Here is a 21,209-nt window from a genome sequence, read left to right as displayed (position 1 = left end):
GCGAGCGATCCGGCCCATCCGGCAAGCCCGATCCCGACCGACGAACAATCTCGGGAAATTTGTGCTTTTTCCCCCGAGAAGGTGTGAGAGCCGTTGTATCGTCAGGTAACAACACGATAAAGCTCCGCGGGGCGTCTCCGGTCCAACCTCATCGGTGTGGTCGTTCCTCCCCAGGTCCCACCCAAGGAATGCGGACGGGACGCCCCGCGGCCTCGTTGACGGGGGTCCACCACTGACCAATGGCGGTCAGACGGTGGACCCCCGTCGGCACGCTCCGGCCCCGGCCCGAACCACCCCGGGCATGATCGTCCGGACCGGGTATCCTGGTCAGGTTGTCCGCGTCCGGCCGGGTTCCCCCGGCACGTGCGGGCAGCGACGCACGACCTCCTGCCACGGAAGGACCGTGGCCGCTTAGCCCACAGGAGGTGAGCACGTCTTGCGTCATTACGAGATCATGGTGATCCTCGACTCCAGCCTCGAGGAACGCACCGTCGCCCCGTCGCTCGACACGTACCTGAACGTGATCCGGACCGCGGGTGGCTCGGTTGAGAAGACGGACGTGTGGGGCCGCCGGCGCCTCGCGTACGAAATCAACAAAAAGGCCGAGGGCATCTACGCCGTCGTCGACCTGCAGGCCACCCCTGCTGCCGTGGCCGAGCTGGACCGTCAGCTCCGGCTCAACGAGTCCGTGCTGCGCACCAAGGTCATCCGGCCGGAGATGCGCTAAGCATTCAACCCCGGTTCGCCCGGATCAGCCTCCGCGGCTCTGTCGTACGGCTCTGCGAGCCTGTACGACGAGACGCTGAGTGCGCGAGGAGATGGTCATGGCAGGAGACACCACCATCACGGTCATCGGCAACCTGACCGATGACCCCGAGTTGCGGTTCACCCCGTCCGGTGCGGCGGTCGCCAAGTTCCGGGTCGCTTCGACGCCCCGGTTCATGGACAAGACCACCAATGAGTGGAAGGACGGCGAGCCGCTCTTCCTGGCCTGCACCGTGTGGCGTCAGGCGGCGGAGCACGTCGCCGAGTCGCTGCAGCGGGGCGCCCGCGTGATCGTCTCGGGTCGGCTGCGTCAGCGGTCGTACGAGACCCGCGAGGGTGAGAAGCGCACCGTCATCGAGCTTGAGGTCGACGAGATCGGCCCGTCGCTGCGCTACGCCACGGCGAAGGTGCAGAAGATGTCCCGCTCCGGTGGCGGTGGCGGTGGCTTCGGTGGCGGTGGCGGTGGCAACCAGGGCGGCGGCGGAGGCAACTTCGACGACCCCTGGGCCTCGGCCGCACCCTCTCCCGCGCGTGCCGGTTCGGGCGCCAATTTTGACGAGGAGCCTCCGTTCTAATGGCGCCGAGCGCCCGCGATCGCAAACCAGGAGCACGTGCAATGGCCAAGGCTGCGGCACTTCGCAAGCCGAAGAAGAAGGTGAACCCGCTCGACAAGGACGGGATCACCTATATCGATTACAAGGACACCGCGCTGCTGCGCAAGTTCATCTCCGACCGCGGCAAGATCCGCGCTCGACGGGTGACCGGCGTGACCTCGCAGCAGCAGCGGCAGATCGCCCGTGCGGTCAAGAACGCCCGTGAGATGGCGCTCCTGCCGTACACGGCCACCACCCGCTGAGAGGAGGCACCGATATGAAGATCATCCTGACTCAGGAAGTGTCCGGCCTCGGTGCCCCGGGCGACATCGTCGAGGTCAAGGACGGCTACGGCCGTAACTACCTGCTGCCGCAGGGCTTCGCGATCGCCTGGACCAAGGGCGCGGAAAAGCAGGTCACGGTCATCAAGCGGGCCCGTTCGGCCCGTGAGATCCGCGACCTCGACCACGCGAACGAGGTCAAGGGTCAGCTCGAGGGCCTCAAGGTCAGCCTGAAGGCCCGCGCCGGCGACGGCGGTCGGCTCTTCGGCTCGGTCACCCCGGCCGAGATCGTCGACGCCGTCAAGGGCGCCGGCGGCCCGGTCCTCGACCGCCGCCGGCTGGAGGTGCCCGGTCACATCAAGTCGACCGGCAGCTACCCGGTGAAGATAAAGCTGCACCCTGAGGTGACCGCGTCGTTCAACCTGAACGTCGTTCAGGGCTGACGTCGGCAACAGCACCACGAGGGCCCGTACCGAGCGATCGGTGCGGGCCCTCGCGCATTCCGTGTGTCGGTCCGCGACCGGTCAACCGATCGGCTGCCCGGTCACCGCGCTGATCAGCACGGTGGACAGGCCCCCGCCCACCACCGCGGCGGCAAGAGCGATGGTCGCCGAACGCCACGTCGTGCCGACCCGACGCAGCAATGCCGCCACCACCAGACTGCTCACCAACGCCAGACCGAAGCGGGGCGAGCCGGCCAGCAGCGACTCCAGCGCCCGCGACCGGGGCGAATCACACCCGCCCCCGCTGATGTCGGTGACGCACCCGGCCGGCGGGAGACCGTCCAGGGTCAACAGCCAGACGAAGATCAGCACCGCCGGCACCAGGTAACAGGCGGCGGTGTACAGCATCGGCCGGAAGGACCCACCCGGGTCCGGGTCGAGCAGGTCGTCCTCCAGACGCCGCGCCCAACCACCCGTGGCCACCGATTCCACCCGCCGGCGCACCGACGCCGTTCCGACCGGAGACTGGACCGCTCCACGCCGGGCGCCCCCGTCCCGCTGCACGGGCGCACTACGCGGACGCGGAGCGGTGTAGCCCACCACCGGCGACCGCGGCGCCGACGTCGCCGGATCCATCCAGCGCGGATCGTCGCCGGCCAGCCGCGTACCGGACCAGAACCCGTCGTCGCGACTCGGCCAACCCTCCGCCGCCACCGACCGGTCGGAGCGGGGCGGCAGCGTCCGGTCCCACCGGTCGTCCTCGACCGCCGACCGTTCCCACTGGCCGGTGCGGTCGGACCGCTCCCAACCCCCGACACCCTCCACCTGCGCCCACTGCCCGCTCAGGTCCGTGCTGTCCCCGTCCGCGATGGACGGCCACGCGTGCACACCGGAGGCGTCCCACGGGTCCACGGCCGGCGCGTACGACGGGTCGGGCTCGGCCGCCCGCTCCGACCCGCGCTCCCAGGGATCGACCGCCGGACGGGTCCACGATTCCTCCGCCGCGCGACGGCTGCGTCGAGTCGGTCGGCCCGCGTCCCGGCGGGGCGCCGGATCGGCCGGGGCGGCCTCCAGGTCGCCGCCGGACCAGATCACCTGGGGACGACCAGCAGGCGCACGACGCGGACGGCGATCCTGGACCGCGCCCGAAACCGGCTCCTCCTCCGCCGCGTTGGCGCGCCGACGGCCGGCGTACCCCTGCTCCTGAGGACGGTCGAGCGTCCACTCCCGGGTGTGGTCCGACTCGGGTGCGGCACCGATCGCCGGTCGCTCCCGCCAGCTCGTCTCGCTGACCTGCCGCCGGGTGCTGGTCGTCTCGGTACGCCGCCAACCGGCTCCGGAAATCGGTGGCTCGGGCTGCGGATCATCCTCGTCGTCATCGGGCGCCGCGTGCCGGCCACCGCCGTCGGCGTGCCGAACCCCCGACTCGAGCGCCCACCGGGGGAGGTATGCGTCGACCGGCTCGTCCTGCCCGCGATCCAACGCGCGCCGCCGACTGGAGGTGCGATAGCGCCCGTCCTCGTCGTACGGGTCGACCGGAGGGGACGGCGTGCGTTCACCCCACGAGGCGGTTGGCTGGCCCTCGCGCGGGCTGCCCTCCCCGCGTCCCCAGTCCCGGTAATTCACGGCCGGATTGTGACCCTTCTGAACCGAAAGCGTGATCCGCTGTCCAGGTGTAGCCGTTCGCTGGAGATAGTACGGGACGATCGTGTCCCAGTCCCGACCGAAATATTCCCCTCCACAGGCTGGGGACCGCGAAACCGCAGGTCAGCGCCTTGCGGTCGAGAATTCCCCAACCGTTATCCACACCCTGTGCACACGCTGCGCACATGCTCGTCCACCGGCGTCCACAGGTTGTCCCGAGGCTCGTCCACCGGTCCTGTTGGTCGCTGACCTCGGGGTCCGTATGGTTGGCCCTCGACCGCCGGCGCGATGGCCCCCGATCGACCGGCCTGGTCGGACGGAAGTGTCGTACCCCGGCGGTAGAGCTGGGACCGGACCCGGCGCAGTGGAGGGGGGACCCGTGTCGGTCACCGACGACATGCGGGCGGAGTCACGGTCCGGCGGCGGCCAGGCACCCGCGCAGCGGGACGGCCAGTTCGACAAGACCCCACCCCAGGATGTCGCCGCCGAGCAGTGCGTCCTCGGCGGCATGCTGCTCTCCAAGGACGCCATCGCCGACGTCGTCGAGATCCTCAAGACCAACGACTTCTACCGGCCGGTGCACGCCACCATCTTCGACACCATCCTGGACATCTACGGCCGGGGCGAGCCGGCGACCCGATCACCGTGGCCGCTGCCCTGACCGACTCGGGTGACCTGGCCCGCATCGGTGGCGCGCCCTACCTGCACACCCTCATCGCCAGCGTGCCCACGGCGGCCAACGCCGCCTACTACGCGCGGATCGTCAGCGAGCGGGCGGTGCTGCGCCGACTCGTAGAGGCCGGCACCAAGATCGTGCAGTTGGGCTACGGCACCGCCAACGGCGGCAGCCGCGACGTCGACGACGTCGTCGACCTGGCCCAGCAGGCCGTCTACGACGTCACCGAACGGCGGGTCAGCGAGGACTTCGCGGTCCTGGCCGACATGTTGCAGCCGACGTTGGACGAGATCGAGGCGGTGGGCGCGCAGGGCGGCGTGATGACCGGCGTGCCGACCGGCTTCAGCGACCTGGATCGGCTGCTCAACGGCCTGCACGCCGGGCAATTGATCATCGTCGCGGGTAGACCCGGTTTGGGCAAGGCACTCGCGCTCGACACCCCACTGCCGACGCCGCACGGCTGGACCACGATGGGCGCGGTCGCGGTAGGTGATCAACTGCTTGCGGCCGACGGCAGCCCCACCACGGTCACGCACGCCTTTGATGTCATGCACGACCGTCCCTGCTACGAGGTCGAGTTCTCCGACGGCACCGTCATTGTGGCGGACGCGGAACACCTGTGGAAGACGACCAGTCGGGCGAGCCGGCGGCAAGGGCCGGCGCGGCAGAGGCGGCACTGGTCCGAGTCGGCGCTAGCCAACGTACGTGCGGCATATACGAGGCTCAGCGCCGTGGAAAACCAGCCGATCACTCTCTTCGACACGATCGAGCAGGTCGGGCCCGAGTTCCGCCACGTCCTGCACACCGTTGCCCGTGAAGTCGGATCGATCGGCCGGATCAGCCGCCCCACCGTCCGCAACGGCAAGACGCGGAACTGGACCGCGCCCGGCTATCCAGGCGGTTCCCTTCTGGCCGCGCTTCTCGAGCGAGCCGAGCGGGAGGTGAACGCCGGTGGCCGGGCCGACCACGACGGTGTCGTCACCACTGCTGAGATCGCGGCCACGCTGCGCACCGACACCGCCGAGCGGCGCCTCAACCACGCCGTACGGAACAGCAATCCCCTTCAACTTCCGGATCGGAAGCTGTTGGTCCCGCCCTACACGTTGGGGGCCTGGCTGGGCGACGGCCACACCGGTGCCAGCCGCTTCACCACCGCCGATTCGGAGATGGTCACGCAGGTCGAGGCGGAAGGCTTCGTCGTTCGGCCCAGCGGGCCAATGGTCTACACCATCCTGCTGCGACCCAAGCACGCTGCTCCGGGGAACGGCTTGTGCGAGGACTGCGGCGTCTCCACCCGGGCGTTGCGCGAGAATCCGGCAACCAGGAAGTGTGCCGTCTGCCACAACCAGAACGGTTCGTTCCTCGGACTGCTGCGTCAGGTCGGGGTTGCGGCAGACAAGCACATCCCGGGCGTATACCTGCGTGCCTCCGAGGGGCAGCGCCGGGCTTTGCTGGCTGGGCTGATGGACACCGATGGCACCGTCGCCCCCGCAGGCAACCTGCAGTACACGTCGACCTCGAAGCGGTTGGCGGAAGACGTGCGCGAGCTCATCGTCAGCCTCGGTTACCGCTGCACGGTCAACGCGAAGCCGGTACGCGGTCGCACCCCTGAGTCGTCCATCGCGTACACGTTGAACTTCTCTACGCCGGATGTCATTTTCCGGCTCAAGCGCAAGCGGGATGCGCACGCCGAACGTCGCCGGACCGCCTCCGACGTCCGGACGACCTCGCGGTACATCGTCGACGTCCGCCCGGTGCCGAGCGTGCCGGTTCGATGCGTCACGGTGGACAATCCCGAGCATCTCTACCTGGCCAGCCGGGCGATGATCCCTACCCACAACAGCACCGCTAGCATGGACTTTGCCCGAAATGCTGCTATCCGTGCCAACCAGGCCGCAGCGATCTTCTCGCTCGAAATGAGCAAGGTCGAGATCGTCATGCGACTGCTCTCGGCCGAGGCGCGGGTGCCGCTGCACGTGCTGCGCAGCGGTCAGCTCTCCGACGACGACTGGACCAAGCTGGCCAGGTGCATGGGCGAGATCAGCGAGGCGCCGCTCTTCGTCGACGACACGCCGAGCATGAACCTGATGGAGATCCGGGCCAAGGCCCGCCGGCTCAAGCAACGACACGACCTCAAAATGATCGTGGTCGACTACCTCCAGCTGATGACCTCGCCGAAGCGCACCGAGAGCCGGCAGCAGGAGGTCGCGGACCTCTCCCGTGGCCTGAAGCTGCTGGCCAAGGAGGTCGAGTGCCCGGTCATCGCCGTCAGCCAGCTGAACCGTGGCCCCGAGCAGCGCACCGACAAGCGACCCCAATTGTCTGATCTGCGTGAGTCTGGCTCAATTGAGCAGGACGCCGACGTTGTCATCCTGCTGCACCGCGACGACTACTACGACAAGGAGTCGCCGCGGGCTGGGGAGGCGGATTTTATTGTTGCCAAGCATCGGAATGGACCTACCGACACGGTGACGGTCGCGGCCCAGCTGCATTTGTCGCGATTCGTGGACATGGCCATCGGATGAGAACTCTCAGCCCAGCAGCGGGAACCAGCCTGCCGACTCGCCCAGCTCCAACCGGTCCCGATCGGTGAGCGGGAGCCGCCCGGTGGCCTTCAGCAGGAAGTCGTGGTCGTCCCAGGCGGCGGGGCGGACCGCGTCGTCACTCAACAGGCCGTCCATGGTGGCCACCGCGACGCGTACCGCCAGTGGGCCGGGCGGCGGCGCGTCGGGCAGTTCGGGCGTGAGGTCCAGATGGTGCACGACGGCTTCGGTGGTCAGGGTGGCGAGAAGATCCGGTACGCGCAGCACGTGGCCCTGCGTGGTCACGTGTCCGGCCGGGTCGGCTGACGCGGCTGCGCGGACCGCCGCCGGGGCCGTCTCCGCCCAGAGTCGGACGATCCCGGTCGGGCGGTCGAACGCGGCGGCCGACCGGCGAACCCACCAGGCGTGCCGGGTGTCCTCGTCGCCGGCGCCGGGGAAGCCACGCCAGTAGCTCACGTCGTCCAGGTCGGCGGGGCCGTCGACGGGACTGGCCAGCGCTACCAGGGCGCGCTGGGCGTCACCGAGGACGTGCAGGAGCAGGTCCGCGACGAGCCAACCCCGACAGCGGGTGGCGCGTTGCAGGGCCGCGTCGTCCAGGCCGCCGACCACCGTGGTGATCCCGTCGTACGCCTGAGCCAACGCCCGCTCGGGACGGATCGCGGTCATGCGATGCAGCCTCGCACGGACCGTGGCACCCGCCAACCGGTGGCGGTGAACGGAGCGCCCGGGCCGACGCGCGGATCGACCCGGGCGGGATGTCGGGCTCGGCTCAGCCGAACATCTCGTCGAGGAAGCCCTTCTTCTTCTTGCGCCGGTAGTGCCCGTGGTAGCCCTGGTGCTGCTGCTGGTGCCCGTACGCCGGGGCCGGCGGGTAGCCGTGGGCGGGATGCGGGGGCGGCGGCGGAACAGCGCCGTAGCCCGGCTGGTGCTGGGCCGGCGGGTAGCCACCCGACTGCTGGGCCGGAGCCGGGGGCGGGCCGCCGGCCTGCTGGCGGCTCCAGTTGGCCTCCGCCTCGAACAGCTTCTCCAACTCGCCGCGGTCCAGGAAGATGCCCCGGCACTCCCCGCACTGGTCGATGACGACACCGCTGCGCTCGTACTGACGCATTTCTCCGTGGCACTTGGGACAGGTGAGACTCATCACCCGACGGTACCCGGTCCAGCTATGCGGTTGCTGTGAGCGCCGCGGTGACTTCCTCGTCGGACACCTCGTGGAAGTCCTCGTAGTAGACGCTCACCGCGCCGAAGTCGGTCGGGCGTTGGGCGCAGACGACCTGGTCGGCCTCGGCGGCCAGCAGTTCGTACGCCTCCTGGGCGCCGACCGGGACCGCGACCACCACGCGGCGGGCGCCGAGTTGGCGGACGACCTCCACGGCGGCGCGGGCGGTCGCGCCGGTGGCCAGACCGTCGTCGACGATGACCGCGATCCGCCCGGCGAGGTCCAGCGGGGGGCGCCCGGCGCGGTAGAGGCGTTCCCGGCGCTCCAACTCGATCTGTTCGCGGTGTCTGACCTCGGCGATGTCGTCGCCGCTGAGTCGGCTGGCCACCGCTTCGTTGAGGACCTGCACGCCTCCTGGACCGAGTGCGCCGAAGGCGACCTCGCGGGCCCACGGCATGCCGAGCTTGCGGACCACGAGCACGTCGAGCGGGGCGCCGAGCCGTTCGGCGACGACCCGGGCGACCGGTACGCCGCCGCGGACCAGGCCGAGGACGACGACGTCGGGTTCGCCGATGAGTGCGGTGAGTCGCTCGGCGAGCACCTGGCCCGCCTCGGCGCGGTCGCGGTACGTGGTCATGCCTTCAGGTCTACGCCCTGACGCAGGGTTGCGCCCGACAGTTACGCCGAACTGGCCCGACCGGACAGCTCGCCGAGCGGGGAAACGGTCGTCGTGTCGGTCGGGCGGTGCAGGGCGGGCGCCCAGGTGAGCAGGGCCAGCGGGTACAGCAGGTAGCCGAACCGGGTCGAGGGCATCAGGGCGATGGCGGCGAGTAGTCCGTACCCGCAGATGAGCGCGGTGGCGACGGCGGTGCGGGGTGGCCGGCGGGCGAGCCGGACGGCGATGGCCACGCCGGACGCGAGCAGCAGTGCGGCGGCGATGAGCCGGCCGGCGGGCAGTGCCGAGGCGATCAGGTAGCCGGGGAACGGGGACTGCGCCGGGCTGGTCACCAGGCCGTGGCCGAGGGGGAAGCGCAGGACGTTCTCGGTGAGTGCGTCGCGGTCGACCAGCAGGGCCGGGAGCAGCGCGGCGATGGGCAGCCCGAGCGCGCCGATGGCGACCCGCGCGCCGGCTCGCCGGGTCGAACCCCAAACGATCAGGACCAGGGCGACCGGCCAGGCGAACAGCTTCAGTGCGCCGGCCAGTCCGACCGCGAGGCCGGCCCGGCCGGGTCGGTCGGCGGCGGCGAGCGCGAGGGCCAGCAGGCAGAGCGCGAGTACGGGAAGGTCGTCGCCGCCGGTGGCGAGGGTGAGGGCGCAGATCGGCAGGACGGTGGCGGCTTGTACGCCGCGGAGCAGCGCGGCGTCCGGCCGGGATGCGGAGCGGCGGCGGGGCTGGCCTGGCCGGCGGTGGCCGGTGTGCGACGCAGGGCGGCCACGGCCAGGGTGAGCGCCAGCGCGGTGCCCACCGCGAACCAGACTCGGGCGTCGGTCCACCAGGTGTCGATCAGGGCTCTGGGCAGGCCGAAGATGGCCATGCCCGGCTGGTACGGGGTGTAGCCGAGCAGTTGTTCGCCGGGCGGGAGGGCGGCGATGGCGTCGGGGCCGAGGTACGGGGTGCCGTGCTCCACGAGGCGGGCGCCCGCGTGCTCCACGACCAGCACCTCCTCCTGGGCCCGGTCGGTGCGCCCGGCGGTGCGCTCGACGCTCTGCCAGACCACGGGCAGCAGCGCGGTGCTCACCCAGGTGACGGCGGTGACCGTCCAGCGGGCGGGTAGGCCGGCCAGCCGGGAGGTCGGGGTGCGTCGGCGCAGCAAGAGTTGGGCGGCCACCGCCAGCGTGGCGACCAGGTAACCGACGGCGGCGACCGCACCCCAGGCGCGGTGCGGTAGCAGCGTCGAGGTGACGGCGGTGCTCGCGGCGAAGACGGCTGAGACGGCGTAGAGGCCGAGGTCGAGGGCGAGCCGCCGGCGGCGGTGTCGAGTGCCCGCCAGTGCCGGCGGCGGGTGGTCGGGTCGTCGGCGGTCACGGGCGACAGTTTGGCAGACCAGGCTGCGCCCGCGTCACTCCCGCGGGCTGGTACCCGCCTCAGGCGGGGAGGTGCGGGAGCCGGGTGCGGCCGGCCTGACGGCGGTTCTGGTTCAGCCGGATCACCGCGCCGGCGTCGTGCAGCGGTGCGGCCAGGGTGCCCGGGCGGCCGCCCGAGCCGCGTTGCAGGGCCGCGAGGAGGGTGCCGGCCGGCATCGGCCGGGCGAACAGGTGTCCCTGGCCGGCGACGCAGCCCAGCTCCCAGAGGGCGCGGCGCTGGGGCTCGCTCTCCACCCCCTCGGCGACCACGTCCAGGTGGAGGCTGCGACCCAGGTCGAGGGTGGAACGGATGACGGCGGCGGCCTCGGCCGAGCTCTCCATCGTCGTGACGAAGCTGCGGTCGATCTTCAGTTCGTGCACGGGGATCCGGGAGAGCAGGGAGAGGGAGGAGTAGCCGGTGCCGAAGTCGTCCAATGCCAGCCGGACGCCCTCCTCGCGGAGCCGGCTCAGCACCTGGTCGACGACGTCGAGCTGACTGAGCGTCAGGGTCTCGGTCAGCTCCAGCACCAGCCGGTCCGGTGGGAGGTCGTGGGCGCGCAGGCGGGCCAGCACCGAGCCCGGGAAACGCGCGTCGAGCAGGCTGCGCGGGGACACGTTGACGGCGACCGGTACGTCGAAGCCGGCGTCGCGCCAGCTGCCCGCCGCGGTCAGCGCCTGGTCGAGGATCGCCTCGGCGAACGCCGGCAGCAGGCCGGAGCGCTCCACCGCCTCCAGGAACCGCAGTGGGTCGATCATGCCGTGGGTGGGGTGGTGCCAGCGGGCCAGGGCCTCCGCGCTGGTCACCTCGCCGGTGCCCAGGTCGACGATCGGTTGGAAGTTGACGACGAACTCGTGGTCCTCGACTGCCCGCGGCAGGTCACCGCCGAGGGTGAGGCGGCCCAGGTCGGCGGTGTCCCGGGCCGGTGCGTACGTGGAGGTCCGTTGCCCCGCGCGCTTCGCCTGGTACATCGCCACGTCGGCGCGGCGCAGCAGCTCGGCCATGCCGCCGCTGGTCGGGGCGACGGAGATCCCGCCGCTGGCCTCGACGCTGATCCGCATGCCGTCCAGCTCGAACGGCTCGTGCAGGGCGGCGAGCAGCGTCTCCGCCCGATGCGCGGCCACAGCCGGGGCCGGCAGCCCGCGCAGGAGTACGGCGAACTCGTCGCCGCCGAGGCGCGCCACGAGATCGCTGGGCTGGGCGGCTCTGCTCAACCGGTTGGCGACCTGCACCAGCACCTGGTCGCCGGCGGCGTGCCCGAGCGTGTCGTTGACTTCCTTGAAGTGGTTGAGGTCGATCAGCACCAGCGCGGTCACCCCGTCGGCGTGCCGAGTGCTCAACTGCTCGGTGCCCTGGTCCAGCAGGTGCCGACGGTTGGCCAGGTCGGTGAGCGCGTCGTGCGTGGCGGCGTACGCGTGCTCGTCGGCCACCCGGGCCAGCTCGGCGTACGCCTGGGCGTTGCGGACGGCGGTGCAGAGCGCGGACGCGAAGGTCCGCAGCGTGTACTGCTCCCGTTCGGAGAGCTGCACCGGCCCACGGAAGCGCAGCCGCAGCACGCCGACGTCGACGGAGCGGTCGTGGCCCTCCAGCGGGGCCGGGACGATGGTGGCGTCCACCTCGGTGGGTGTGCCGCTGGAGCCGTCGAAGGTGATGCCGCCGGTGCCGCCGCGTACGGTCCGGCCGCCGTCGCGCAGCTCGATCTCGACCTCGTCGGCGGAGAACAGCTCGGCGGCCTGGGTGACGGCGGTGGTGAGGACCTCGTCGAGGTCGACCACGTTGAGCGCGTCGGTGGTGCGGGCGAGTCGTTGCCACGCCTGCTGCTCGGTGCGGCCGCGGATACGCGCCGAGTAGGCGAGGTGCAGGCTCAGGACGAGGGGTGGGACGGCCAGCAGGAGACGTTGATCCGCGCGAAGGATGAGCAGGGTGAAGACTGCCACGACGAATCGGACGGCGAAGCCGGCGAGCCGGAGATCGAAGTGGTTACGGAACTGCCGGACGATCCGGGTGCCCGACGCGAGCGCGATGACCGGAATGGCCAACACGTCGTCGAGCACCGCGGCGGTGAGGTACACCGCCCCGAGCAGGAGGAGCAGGTCCCACAGGCCCTCTGGCGGCCAACGCTCGCCGAGGAGCATGACCACCATGGTCGCGCCGCCGGCCACGAGGGTGTGCTTGGCGATACCGAACGCCGCTTTGATCGCGGTCAACCGGTTGAGGAGCGAGACACAGGCGATGCCGACGCCGGTGGACAGGATCACCCAGGGCGGTGGAGCAAGGGCGAGCCCGAGGACGATGGCCGTCTCCACCCAGGCGAACGAGAAGGTCGTCGACCTGATGCGGAGCCGTGCCTTGACGACCGCTCCCAAAGCGATCATCAGGATGAGCGCGACGACCGTCGAGACTTCGCCCGCGCTGTCCGGCACGTTGCGTGTCGTCGCCAGGGATGCGGCTACGACGACGGCTGTCGCCACCGCCACCAGTGCTCCGACGAGGGTGAGCAGGCGTGGATCGGTGTCCCTGTGACGACGCGTCGTCCGGCTCACTCGACCTCACCCGTAACCCACCGTGGATGTCCGCTGACGGGCAGCGTACTCCGGCGTCGCCGTGGTGATAAGGATTCAGTCCCATTCGGTGCTACGCATCTGACACCCCTTCAGCGTCGAGGATCTGCATCGGGCTGAAGCTGGTACTAGTCCCACTCGGTGCTGTTGCGCATCGTTCGACCCCCTTGCCGCTACGTGACGCCCACCGGGCGCCATTCGTTCGTAGGGCCGAGAGTAGGAGAGGTCATGCGCAAGATGGAACAATTAATGTCGGTATGCGCAACATTAGCCAAGCTGAAGCGGATTTGTCACTTTCTGTCCGCACGCCTGAGCGGAGCGCTCAACCTTTCGCGGCAGAGGCGCGGGTGAGCGTAACCATTGATGCCGTGCCTTGCAGGCTGCAATCAGTGTCGTTAAGCACGCGTGCTGCTTCATCCGCGCTTCGGCCCCCGTACCGAGGTGGGTCGGGTCGTTCGTGAGCAGGGCTCCAGGACCAGGCCATTGCAACTGAGCCTAAGGCCGGCGACGGTGCCGAGGTGAGTGAGCGACCGGGGGCTTCGTTGTGTGACCGATCGGATACGCCGCCATCGTTGAGGCGGGGCGGGATTCGGGTTCTCGGCGGCATCGTGGTGCAACTGCCCTCCCGCACTTTGCAGATGGGTACGCCGAAACAGCAGGCAATCTTCGCGATGCTGGGGGTTCATCCGTGGCGGCTAGTGGAGCTGCGACCGGACCGGTCCGCTGTGGCGAATGCGCGGGCCTATGCCGCGAATTCATGCGGAGCCTTCGAGGCTTTACCGCCCGGCCAGGGGTTATCGCGCGCCAGCGAACGGCTATCGGCTTTCTCGAAGACGGAGCGTCGGCCGGTCCGGGGCCGGCAGTCGGCCATCGCTCGTTCGTCGTACCGCACCGATAGGCTCACGCTGTGACCGAACCCGCCCAGCTCAGCCACGTCGACCGCGCCGGTGCGGCCCGCATGGTCGACGTCTCCGCCAAGCCGGTGAGCGGCCGGCTGGCCGTCGCGGGTGGCCGCGTGCGCACCACCCCCGAGGTCATCGACCTGCTGCACCGCGACGGGTTGCCCAAGGGTGACGCGCTGGCGGTCGGCCGGCTGGCCGGGATCATGGGCGCGAAGCGCACCCCGGATCTGATCCCGCTCTGCCACCCGATCGCCCTGCACGGCGTCACCGTCGATCTGCTGCTGACCGCCGACACCGTGGAGATCACGGCCACCGCCCGCACGGCCGACCGGACGGGGGTCGAGATGGAGGCGCTCACCGCGGTTGCCGTCGCCGGTCTCGCCCTGATCGACATGGTCAAGGCGGTCGACCCCGCGGCCTCCGTGGAGGCGGTCCGGGTGCTGCGCAAGGAGGGCGGCAAGACCGGCGAGTGGGTCCGACCGGAGGACCGGCCGTGATCCGCGCCCGGGTCGTCGTCGCGTCCAACCGGGCCGCGGCCGGTGTCTACGCCGACACCAGCGGGCCGCTGCTCGTCGCCGGCCTGCGTGAGCTGGGCTGCGAGGTCGACGAGCCGGTCGTGGTGCCCGACGGTGAGCCGGTCGGCGCGGCCCTGCGGGCAGCCCTCGCCGACGGCGTCGACGTGGTGCTGACCAGCGGCGGCACCGGGGTCACCCCGACGGACCGGACGCCGGACGTGACCCGAGGTCTGCTCGACTACGAGATCCCCGGCATCGCCGAGGCCGTCCGCGCCCACAGCCGCGACCGGGTGCCCACCTCGGTGCTGTCCCGAGGGCTGGCCGGGGTGGCCGGCCGGATGCTGGTGGTCAACCTGCCCGGCTCGACGGGTGGTGCGCGCGACGGGTTGGCCGTGCTCGGCCCGATCCTCGGGCACACCGTCGATCAGCTTCGCGGGGGCGACCACTGACCGCGCCGCGGCGGCTGCCACCGACCGCCTCGCGGCGGCTGCCACCGACCGGTCGCGCCAGGCACCGGCGGGTGTCGGCGCGTGCCGATAGGCTCGGCCGGTGAGTACGGAAACGGCACCAACCGCGGACCAGGTCGCCGCACCCCCGCCGGCCGGCTGGGAGGAGGCGCGATCCCGGGTGTACGCGGTCGGCCTGGCCGCCGCGCTCCCCATCGTCGCCCGACCGCTGGTCGACACCGACGGGTCGACCCTGGCAGAGCCGTTGACCACCCGCACCGACCTGCCCGCCTTCCCCACCTCCAGCGTGGACGGCTGGGCGGTGCGCGGCGTCGGCCCGTGGCGCGTCGTCGGTCGGGTGCTGGCCGGCAACACCCCCGCGCCGCTCACCGAGGACAGCACGACCGTCGAGATCGCGACCGGCGCCATGGTGCCCGAGGGCGCCACCGCCGTGCTGCGCGTGGAAGAGTCGAGCATCGCCGACGGCCTGGTCAGCGGCACTCCCCGGTCGACGCCGGAGTGGCGGCAGCCGGGCGAGGAGGCGTACGCCGATGAGGAGCTGTTGCCGGTCGGCACGCCGGTCGACCCGGCGGTGATCGGCCTGGCGGCCTCCTGCGGGCACGACACGCTGCGGGTCCGGCGGGCGCCGCGCGCCGCGCTGCTGGTGTTCGGCGACGAACTGCTCACCGCGGGGCCGCCCGCGGCCGGTCGGGTCCGGGACGCGCTGGGCCCGGCGGTGCCGGCGTGGCTGCGCCGGTACGGCTGCCAGGTGCGTCCCACCGACGTGGTCGGCCCGGTGGCCGACACGCTGCCCGCGCACGTGGCCGCCCTGCGCGCTGCCCTGGCCGGCGCCGACCTGGTCTGCACCACGGGCGGCACGATGCACGGCCCGGTCGACCATCTGCACCCGACGTTGGAGACGCTCGGCGCCGACTACGTGGTCAACACGGTGGCCGTCCGGCCGGGCTTCCCGATGCTGCTGGCCCGCGTGGTCGGTCACGACGGGCGGATCCGCTTCGTGGCCGGGCTGCCGGGTAACCCGCAGTCCGCGATCGTCGCGTTGGTGTCGCTGGTCGCCCCGCTGCTCGCCGGCCTCCAGGGCCGCCCGATGCCGGTCCTGCCGCAGGTCACACTGGCCGAGGCGGTGCCGGGTCGCGGTGACCACACTCATCTGGCGCTGGTCCGGGTGGACCGGGCCGCCGGCGCCGCGTTCCCGGTGCGACACGTCGGCTCGGCGATGCTACGCGGGCTGGCCGGCGCGGACGGTTTCGCCGTCATCCGTCCGGGCACCAGCGGTGCACCGGGCGACCGGGTGCCGATCGTGCCATTGCCGCTGCTGCCCGGGGAGCGTGCGTCATGACCGCGCCGGCCATCACCTTCGGCGAGGTGACCGAGCAGCCGCTCGACCTCGCCGCGCACGAGGCGGCCGTCGCCGACCGCAGGGCCGGCGCTGTGGTCTCCTTTCAGGGCGTGGTCCGCGACCACGACCACGGCCGTCAGGTGGTGAGCCTGGAGTACGAGGGGCACCCGAGCGCCGTGCAGGTGCTGCGCGAGGTGGCCGCCGAGATCGCGGCCGACCCCGACGTCTACGCGGTGGCGGTCTCGCACCGCGTCGGGCCGCTGGCGATCGGCGACGTGGCGCTGGTCGCCGCGGTGAGCACCGCGCACCGCGCGGCGGCCTTCGCCGCGTGTGCCCGGCTCGTCGACGAGGCCAAGGCCCGGCTGCCGATCTGGAAGCGGCAGGTCTTCGCCGACGGCACCGAGGAATGGGTCAACTGCCCCTGACGGTTCAGCGGCGGCCGTTGACCACCACGGCTCGGGCGAGCCGGTCGCCGTAGAACGCCGGCTCGGCACCCGGCCGCCAGGGCAGTGCGGCGACCAGCACGATCAACGCCAGCGCGAGTGAGTTCTCCATCAGCGCGCCGAACAGACCGTCCTGGTAGTGCGACATCTCGGGTAGCTGGTGCTCGTACGGCCAGATCGGTGAGATCAGGAAGAGCAGGTAGAGCCCGATCGCGGCGACGCCGTGCCGCAGCCCGGTCAGCGTGGGATACCAGATCGGCGCACGGAGCCCGTTGAGCCCGGGGAACCCACCGAACGCCTGGCCCTGACCGACGCGCTGCGCCACTCCCCGGCTCGCCTCCCGACGGCGCACGGCGGCGTCGGCCAGCACGATGATCGCGGGGATGACCCAGACCAGGTGGTGCGTCCAGGAGATCGGGCTGATCACGTTGGCGGTCAGGCCGACCAGCGTGAACGCGGTCAGCTCGTCACCGTCGGCGCGGGAACTGGCCGCCCGGGACAGGCCGAGCGCCAGGATGAGCACCGAGAAGGAGAACCAGAGCAGCCCTGGGGTCTCGATCGAGTCGTACAGCCGGGCCAGCAGACCGGCGAGCGACTGGTTCGGCGTCATGTCCGCCGCGCCGACGCGCTCGGTCTGCCAGAGCACGCTGCCGAAGTACGTCCGCGACTCGTCGCCGACGATCGCGAACGTACCCAGGGTCACGCCGATCGTGGTGCCGATGGCGGTGGCCGCCACCCGCCACTGGCGGGTGATCAGCAGGTAGGCGATGAACAGCGCCGGGGTGAGCTTGACCGCGGTGGCGAGACCGATACCGGCGCCCGCCCAGGCGCCGCCGTAGACGAAGCGGAGCAGCGGGCCGTCCGTCGCGGCGTAGTGGGTGCCCCGGCGGGAACGCCAGCGCAGCCCGATCAGGTCGGCCATGATCAACGCGAACAGCAGGATGTTGACCTGGCCGTAGCCGAGGGTCTCCCGGCCCGGTTCGATGGCGACCGCGAGCGGCACCGCCACGGCCACGGTGAACCACAGTGGCCAGGCCAGCCGGTCCACGATGGGCCGGAGCAGTCCGGCCAGCACCAGGGCCAGCGCGGCGATGCTCGCGAGAGCGTTCACCATCCCGGCGGCGTCGATCGGCAGCTGCGCCATCGGCAGCATGACCAGCCCGGCGAACGGGGGGTAGGTGAACCCGAGTGTGGTGCCGGGCGCGATGAACTCGTAGAGCTCGTGACCGCTCGCCCACCACACCACGGCGCCGTGGTAGATCTTCATGTCGAAGAAGTTGTACGGACGCCCGAAGGTGCCGATGGCGAGCCATGCGGCATAGGCGACGGCAGCCACGATGGCGCCACGTACGACTTTCCTGCGATCGATCCCGCGCGTCACGCGTTGGATTGGGGCGAGGCGGTCCGCCCGTCTACCGACAGCCGTCGGCATGGCGTGGCCACCCCCGTACCAAGGTCGTCCTACCCGTCCAGGTCCTGCACGGAGCCTAGAACGGCGCCTCACGTCAGTGCCTCCCGCGTTATGCGACCGTGTCCGATCCCACACATGTTTTTGACATTTCCACCGCGTTAACGCCTACCGGGTGGTTCAGGTAATTCGTGGCCTTAGCGGGGTGTGGGGGTGGCACCGAGGCAGATCGACGCAGGTCAGCCGGGGAGGCGACGCGCGGTGGAGGCGGATCGGACGGCGATCCGGGCCTCCCGACGGGCGGTACGGACGGCGCGCTGCACCGAACGTCGAGAGTGGCCGATGCGGTGGCCCGTCCGCCACCGCAGACCCGGCTTGCCTCCGGTGTCGGCCGCGGCGAGCAGCAGCCCGCCGAGAAGCCCCAGGTTCTTCAGGAAGTGGACCTTGTTGGTGTCGCGAGTGGCCGCGTCGTCTTCCTGATTCCAGAAGGGATGCCCGGCGATGGTCGTCGGCACGATCGTGCCGGCGAGGACCAGGGCGGCCGGCCGGGTGAGCCGCCCGGTGGCGAGCATCAGCCCGGCGCCGAGCTGCACCGCCGCGTTGAGCCGGATCAGCTGCTCGGTCTCGGTGGGGAAGCTGGGGTGCACCCTCCGCAGCAGCGGCGCCGCCCGGTCGGTCACCGGCGCGGCCTTCTGGGCCAGCCGCTGCGGCGCGCGGAGGTTGCGGTATCCGCTGACCACGAAGATGCCGCTCAGCATGGCGCGAGCGAGGGAGCGTACGGGCGTCATGGATCAGTCATACCCCGTCGCGGCCTTTCCTACCCCGGCAACCGGCGGATCCGAATCGGTGGCCGTGCACGTCGCCACGCCGATTCGAGCGACCATCGCTGATGAACGGGCGGTGACGGGTAACGTCGCGCGGGTGACCACGCTGCGGCTGAGACCCGAGGACCCGGCCGACGCCGGGCCGGTACGTCGGGTGTTGGCCGCCGCGTTCGCCCGCCCGGACGTGACGACGCCGCCGGAGGTGGTCCTGGTCGACGAGTTGCGCGGCACCGACGCCTGGCTGCCGGAGCTGGCCATGATCGCCGAGTACGGGGGCGAGGTGGTCGGGTACGCCCTGCTCACCCGGGTACGGGTGCGACCGGACCGGGGAGTCGACGCGCCCGCCCTGGCGTTCGGTCCGGTGGCGGTGGCGCCGCACCGGCAGCGTGTCGGGCACGGAACGGCAGTCGTGCAGGCCGCTCTGGACGCCGCCACCGAGCTGGGCGAGCGTCTGGTGGTGGTCCTCGGCGATCCGGCCTTCTACCGTCGGTTCGGCTTCGGTCCGGCCGGCGACCTGGGGTTGACCAGCCCGTGGGCCGGCCTCGGTGAGCCCTGGCAGGCGCTGGTCCTGCCGCCGTCCACCAGCGAGGAGGGGCCGCCGCCCCGCGGCGAGGTGCTCTTTCCCGCGCCCTGGTCCCGGGTCTGATCGACCCGGTCAGGCCGGCTGGGTGCGCAGGTACCGGCCGAAGTGCGGGACGGTGAACGCGACCGTGCCCCGCTCGCCGGAGTAAATCAGCCCCTTCTTGATCAGCGCGTCCCGGGCCGGTGACAGGCTGGCCGGCTTGCGGCCGAGGGCTCGGGCGATCTCCGCTGTCGGCACCGCGGCATCCATGTCGTCGCGGACCGCGCCGCCGGACTCGCCCTCGACCAGGGACAACGTGGCCATCGCCCGCATGTACTCACGTTCGGCGGGGGTGGCCCGCTCGAACCGGGAGCCGAAGAATCCGACCGCCAGCTCGGCCTCCGCCTCCGGTGCGGCGACCCGCACGTCGGCGGCGGTGATCGGTGAGCGGGGCGCGTGGTCCCAGGTCGCCTTCCCGTACGCCTGGACGAAGTACGGGTAGCCGCCGGACTTCTCGTAGAGCAGGTCGAGCGCCTTCTGCTCGTACTCCACGTCCTCCCGCTCCGCCGGTGCGCAGAGGGCCTGGTCGGCGGCGATCCGGTCGAGCCGGTCGATGCGCTGGTAGCGGAACAGCCGTTCGGAGTACGACTTGGCGGCGCTGAGCACGGCCGGCAGGTGCGGCAGGCCGGCGCCGACGACGATGAGTGGCGCGCCGAGCTGGGACAGCTCGTGGCAGGCGGCGCAGAGCGCCGAGACGTCCTCCGGGCCGAGGTCCTGCATCTCGTCGATGAAGATGGCGATGCCGGTGCCCACGTCGCTGGCCACGGCGGCGGCGTCGCTGAGCAGTTCGACCAGGTCGATCTCGATGTCGCCGGAGTCGGCCCGGCCGCTGGCGGCGGGCACGTCGATGCCGGGCTGCCACCGGTCCCGCAGCTTGGGGGACGCGCCGGCCCGACCGGTCGGGGCGGACCGCTGGGCGAATGCCTTGAGGACGCCGAGGAAGGCGTCGATCCGGTCCGGCGCGCGGTGGCGGGGGGCGAGCTCCCGGACCGCCATGTGCAGCGCGGCGGCGACCGGGCGACGCAGCGACTGGTCCGGTCGGGCCTCGATCTTGCCGCTGCCCCAGAGCCGGTTGATCGCCTGCGACCGGAGGGTGTTCAGCAGAACGGTCTTGCCGACGCCCCGTAGCCCGGTGAGCATCAGGCTGCGTTCGGGTCGGCCGCGGGCGATGCGCTCCAGCACGATGTCGAAGACGTCCAGCTCCCGCCCCCGCCCGGCGAGTTCGGGCGGGCGCTGGCCGGCGCCCGGTGCGTACGGGTTGCGGACCGGATCCACGCATCGCACAGTATCGGGCCATCTAGCTCGGGGGCTAGACATGGATAGATGGGGTTACCGGCGTGTCGGGATCCGTCGACAACAAACTAGGGCTGTCTAGCATCCACGCTAGACAGCCCTAGTTTTGCCTACCGACTACTGCTTCTTCAGGCAGAGCACGTAGTCGAACAGGTCGATCGAGTTGTCGTGCACATAGTTGGCGGTGGCCTGCGGCGCGAGCGTCTCGCACCGATCCCCGTCGGTGGTCGCCGGAATTCGCAGCAGAACCTGGTACGTGCCCGGAGCGCAGGACACCTTGCGCAGCTCCGCGTCATCCTCGGTGCCGTCGTTCACCACGCAGTCACCCTTGGCGAACTCGTCCTCGTCCTCACTCGGGGACGGCACGCCGCTGGGCAGCGCGGGCGGGACGACCGGCGCGCTCGCCCTCGCCGACGGGGTGGGCGTGGCGTCGCTACCGGCGTCGGCGGCCTTCCAGATCGCCCAACCGGCCAGACCGAGACACGGGCAGAGCAGGAGCACCACCACCAGGCCGATGATCAGGGCGATCTTCCCGCCGGACCTCTTCGCCGGTGGCCCGGGCGGCGCGCCGTACCCACCGGGCATCGGCGGACCCCACGGGCCAGCCGGCGGCCCGGCGTCGGCCCGGCCGGCGGAAACGGGCCGGGCGGTGGCGGGTAACCCGGGCCG

18 protein-coding genes and 2 pseudogenes are annotated in these 21,209 nt (G+C 71.4%); 10 read left to right on the top strand and 10 right to left on the bottom strand.

All coding sequences use genetic code 11. The features are described from left to right. The first annotated feature begins 436 nt into the window (after positions 1 to 436). The 4 genes from rpsF to rplI all read left to right on the top strand — a co-directional run bounded on the left by rpsF (position 437) and on the right by rplI (position 2,082). Positions 437 to 727: a 30S ribosomal protein S6 gene (gene rpsF, locus JNW91_RS15225; protein WP_109819915.1), complete on the top strand. Its 291-nt coding sequence runs from the start codon at positions 437 to 439 to the stop codon at positions 725 to 727. 79 nt (positions 728 to 806) lie between these two features. Next, on the top strand, positions 807 to 1,340 hold the full coding sequence (locus JNW91_RS15220; RefSeq protein ID WP_192580087.1) for a single-stranded DNA-binding protein: 534 nt from the start codon (positions 807 to 809) through the stop codon (positions 1,338 to 1,340). Positions 1,341 to 1,381: 41 nt separating this feature from the next. Beyond that, positions 1,382 to 1,621, top strand: coding sequence for a 30S ribosomal protein S18 (gene rpsR / locus JNW91_RS15215; protein ID WP_013289355.1), 240 nt, complete (start codon positions 1,382 to 1,384; stop codon positions 1,619 to 1,621). Positions 1,622 to 1,635: 14 nt separating this feature from the next. Continuing rightward, complete coding sequence (gene rplI, locus JNW91_RS15210; protein WP_151487665.1) at positions 1,636 to 2,082, top strand: 50S ribosomal protein L9; 447 nt, start codon at positions 1,636 to 1,638, stop codon at positions 2,080 to 2,082. Between the two features lie 81 nt (positions 2,083 to 2,163). Here the strand turns inward: rplI and JNW91_RS15205 are convergent, their stop codons facing one another. Further along, positions 2,164 to 3,708 (bottom strand): hypothetical protein, encoded by a 1,545-nt coding sequence (locus JNW91_RS15205; protein WP_203175816.1) that lies wholly within the window; start codon positions 3,706 to 3,708, stop codon positions 2,164 to 2,166. 280 nt (positions 3,709 to 3,988) lie between these two features. Between JNW91_RS15205 and dnaB the strand changes: the two are divergent. Beyond that, a pseudogene (gene dnaB / locus JNW91_RS15195) lies at positions 3,989 to 6,855 on the top strand (replicative DNA helicase); the annotation flags it as partial. 78 nt (positions 6,856 to 6,933) lie between these two features. On the opposite strand, the gene JNW91_RS15190 reads toward dnaB, so the two are convergent. The 5 genes and pseudogenes from JNW91_RS15190 to JNW91_RS15170 form a co-directional block, all read right to left on the bottom strand. Further along, positions 6,934 to 7,611, bottom strand: coding sequence for a maleylpyruvate isomerase N-terminal domain-containing protein (locus JNW91_RS15190; RefSeq protein ID WP_203175814.1), 678 nt, complete (start codon positions 7,609 to 7,611; stop codon positions 6,934 to 6,936). A gap of 103 nt (positions 7,612 to 7,714) precedes the next feature. Next, positions 7,715 to 8,089: a TFIIB-type zinc ribbon-containing protein gene (locus JNW91_RS15185; protein WP_203175813.1), complete on the bottom strand. Its 375-nt coding sequence runs from the start codon at positions 8,087 to 8,089 to the stop codon at positions 7,715 to 7,717. Positions 8,090 to 8,108: 19 nt separating this feature from the next. Next, positions 8,109 to 8,741 carry a phosphoribosyltransferase gene (locus JNW91_RS15180; protein ID WP_203175812.1) on the bottom strand — a complete coding sequence of 211 codons (633 nt, stop codon included), beginning with the start codon at positions 8,739 to 8,741 and terminating at the stop codon, positions 8,109 to 8,111. 41 nt (positions 8,742 to 8,782) lie between these two features. Continuing rightward, a pseudogene (locus JNW91_RS33595) lies at positions 8,783 to 10,130 on the bottom strand (glycosyltransferase 87 family protein). Between the two features lie 59 nt (positions 10,131 to 10,189). Then, on the bottom strand, positions 10,190 to 12,709 hold the full coding sequence (locus JNW91_RS15170) for a putative bifunctional diguanylate cyclase/phosphodiesterase (protein WP_203175811.1): 2,520 nt from the start codon (positions 12,707 to 12,709) through the stop codon (positions 10,190 to 10,192). A gap of 925 nt (positions 12,710 to 13,634) precedes the next feature. On the opposite strand from JNW91_RS15170, the gene moaC reads away from it, so the two are divergent. The 4 genes from moaC (at position 13,635) to JNW91_RS15150 (ending at position 16,375) form a co-directional block, all read left to right on the top strand. After that, a complete protein-coding gene (gene moaC, locus JNW91_RS15165; RefSeq protein WP_203175809.1) occupies positions 13,635 to 14,126 on the top strand; it encodes a cyclic pyranopterin monophosphate synthase MoaC in 492 nt (163 codons plus the stop codon). Beyond that, positions 14,123 to 14,593, top strand: coding sequence for a MogA/MoaB family molybdenum cofactor biosynthesis protein (locus tag JNW91_RS15160; RefSeq protein ID WP_203175807.1), 471 nt, complete (start codon positions 14,123 to 14,125; stop codon positions 14,591 to 14,593). Before moaC ends, JNW91_RS15160 begins: the two co-directional genes overlap by 4 nt. A gap of 100 nt (positions 14,594 to 14,693) precedes the next feature. Next, positions 14,694 to 15,950 (top strand): molybdopterin molybdotransferase MoeA, encoded by a 1,257-nt coding sequence (locus tag JNW91_RS15155; RefSeq protein WP_203175806.1) that lies wholly within the window; start codon positions 14,694 to 14,696, stop codon positions 15,948 to 15,950. Then, complete coding sequence (locus JNW91_RS15150; protein ID WP_203175805.1) at positions 15,947 to 16,375, top strand: molybdenum cofactor biosynthesis protein MoaE; 429 nt, start codon at positions 15,947 to 15,949, stop codon at positions 16,373 to 16,375. The genes JNW91_RS15155 and JNW91_RS15150 overlap by 4 nt, the downstream gene beginning before the upstream one ends. A 4-nt stretch (positions 16,376 to 16,379) precedes the next feature. Here the strand turns inward: JNW91_RS15150 and JNW91_RS15145 are convergent, their stop codons facing one another. Both JNW91_RS15145 and JNW91_RS15140 read right to left on the bottom strand, forming a co-directional pair. Beyond that, the gene (locus tag JNW91_RS15145) at positions 16,380 to 17,825 is read right to left on the bottom strand and encodes a glycosyltransferase 87 family protein (protein WP_203175804.1); all 1,446 of its coding nucleotides are present in this window, start codon (positions 17,823 to 17,825) and stop codon (positions 16,380 to 16,382) included. Positions 17,826 to 18,040: 215 nt separating this feature from the next. Continuing rightward, positions 18,041 to 18,589, bottom strand: coding sequence for a DoxX family protein (locus tag JNW91_RS15140; protein ID WP_203175800.1), 549 nt, complete (start codon positions 18,587 to 18,589; stop codon positions 18,041 to 18,043). 133 nt (positions 18,590 to 18,722) lie between these two features. Here JNW91_RS15140 and JNW91_RS15135 point away from each other — a divergent pair, with 133 nt between their 5' ends. After that, positions 18,723 to 19,271, top strand: a complete 549-nt coding sequence (locus JNW91_RS15135) for a GNAT family N-acetyltransferase (protein ID WP_203175798.1) — start codon at positions 18,723 to 18,725, stop codon at positions 19,269 to 19,271. A gap of 9 nt (positions 19,272 to 19,280) precedes the next feature. Here JNW91_RS15135 and JNW91_RS15130 read toward each other — a convergent pair whose 3' ends face one another. Together JNW91_RS15130 and JNW91_RS15125 are read right to left on the bottom strand one after the other, a co-directional pair. Further along, positions 19,281 to 20,522, bottom strand: a complete 1,242-nt coding sequence (locus JNW91_RS15130; protein ID WP_203175796.1) for an ATP-binding protein — start codon at positions 20,520 to 20,522, stop codon at positions 19,281 to 19,283. A gap of 135 nt (positions 20,523 to 20,657) precedes the next feature. Beyond that, the gene (locus tag JNW91_RS15125; protein WP_203175829.1) at positions 20,658 to 21,062 is read right to left on the bottom strand and encodes an LppU/SCO3897 family protein; all 405 of its coding nucleotides are present in this window, start codon (positions 21,060 to 21,062) and stop codon (positions 20,658 to 20,660) included. Between the last annotated feature and the right edge of the window lie 147 nt (positions 21,063 to 21,209).

Origin of the sequence: Micromonospora parastrephiae, assembly GCF_016802865.1 — a bacterium.
In the GTDB taxonomy this organism is placed as follows: domain Bacteria; phylum Actinomycetota; class Actinomycetes; order Mycobacteriales; family Micromonosporaceae; genus Micromonospora; species Micromonospora parastrephiae.
This window is presented reverse-complemented; position numbering and strand designations above follow the sequence as displayed.

What these genes read in the sequence shown, in the direction of transcription:
- rpsR (WP_013289355.1), top strand. Translation starts at nt 1,382, where the DNA reads ATGGCCAAGGCTGCGGCACTTCGCAAGCCGAAGAAGAAGGTGAACCCG.
- rplI (WP_151487665.1), top strand. Translation starts at nt 1,636, where the DNA reads ATGAAGATCATCCTGACTCAGGAAGTGTCCGGCCTCGGTGCCCCGGGC.
- JNW91_RS15190 (WP_203175814.1), bottom strand. Translation starts at nt 7,611, where the DNA reads ATGACCGCGATCCGTCCCGAGCGGGCGTTGGCTCAGGCGTACGACGGG.
- JNW91_RS15180 (WP_203175812.1), bottom strand. Translation starts at nt 8,741, where the DNA reads ATGACCACGTACCGCGACCGCGCCGAGGCGGGCCAGGTGCTCGCCGAG.
- JNW91_RS15150 (WP_203175805.1), top strand. Translation starts at nt 15,947, where the DNA reads ATGACCGCGCCGGCCATCACCTTCGGCGAGGTGACCGAGCAGCCGCTC.
- JNW91_RS15145 (WP_203175804.1), bottom strand. Translation starts at nt 17,825, where the DNA reads ATGCCGACGGCTGTCGGTAGACGGGCGGACCGCCTCGCCCCAATCCAA.
- JNW91_RS15140 (WP_203175800.1), bottom strand. Translation starts at nt 18,589, where the DNA reads ATGACGCCCGTACGCTCCCTCGCTCGCGCCATGCTGAGCGGCATCTTC.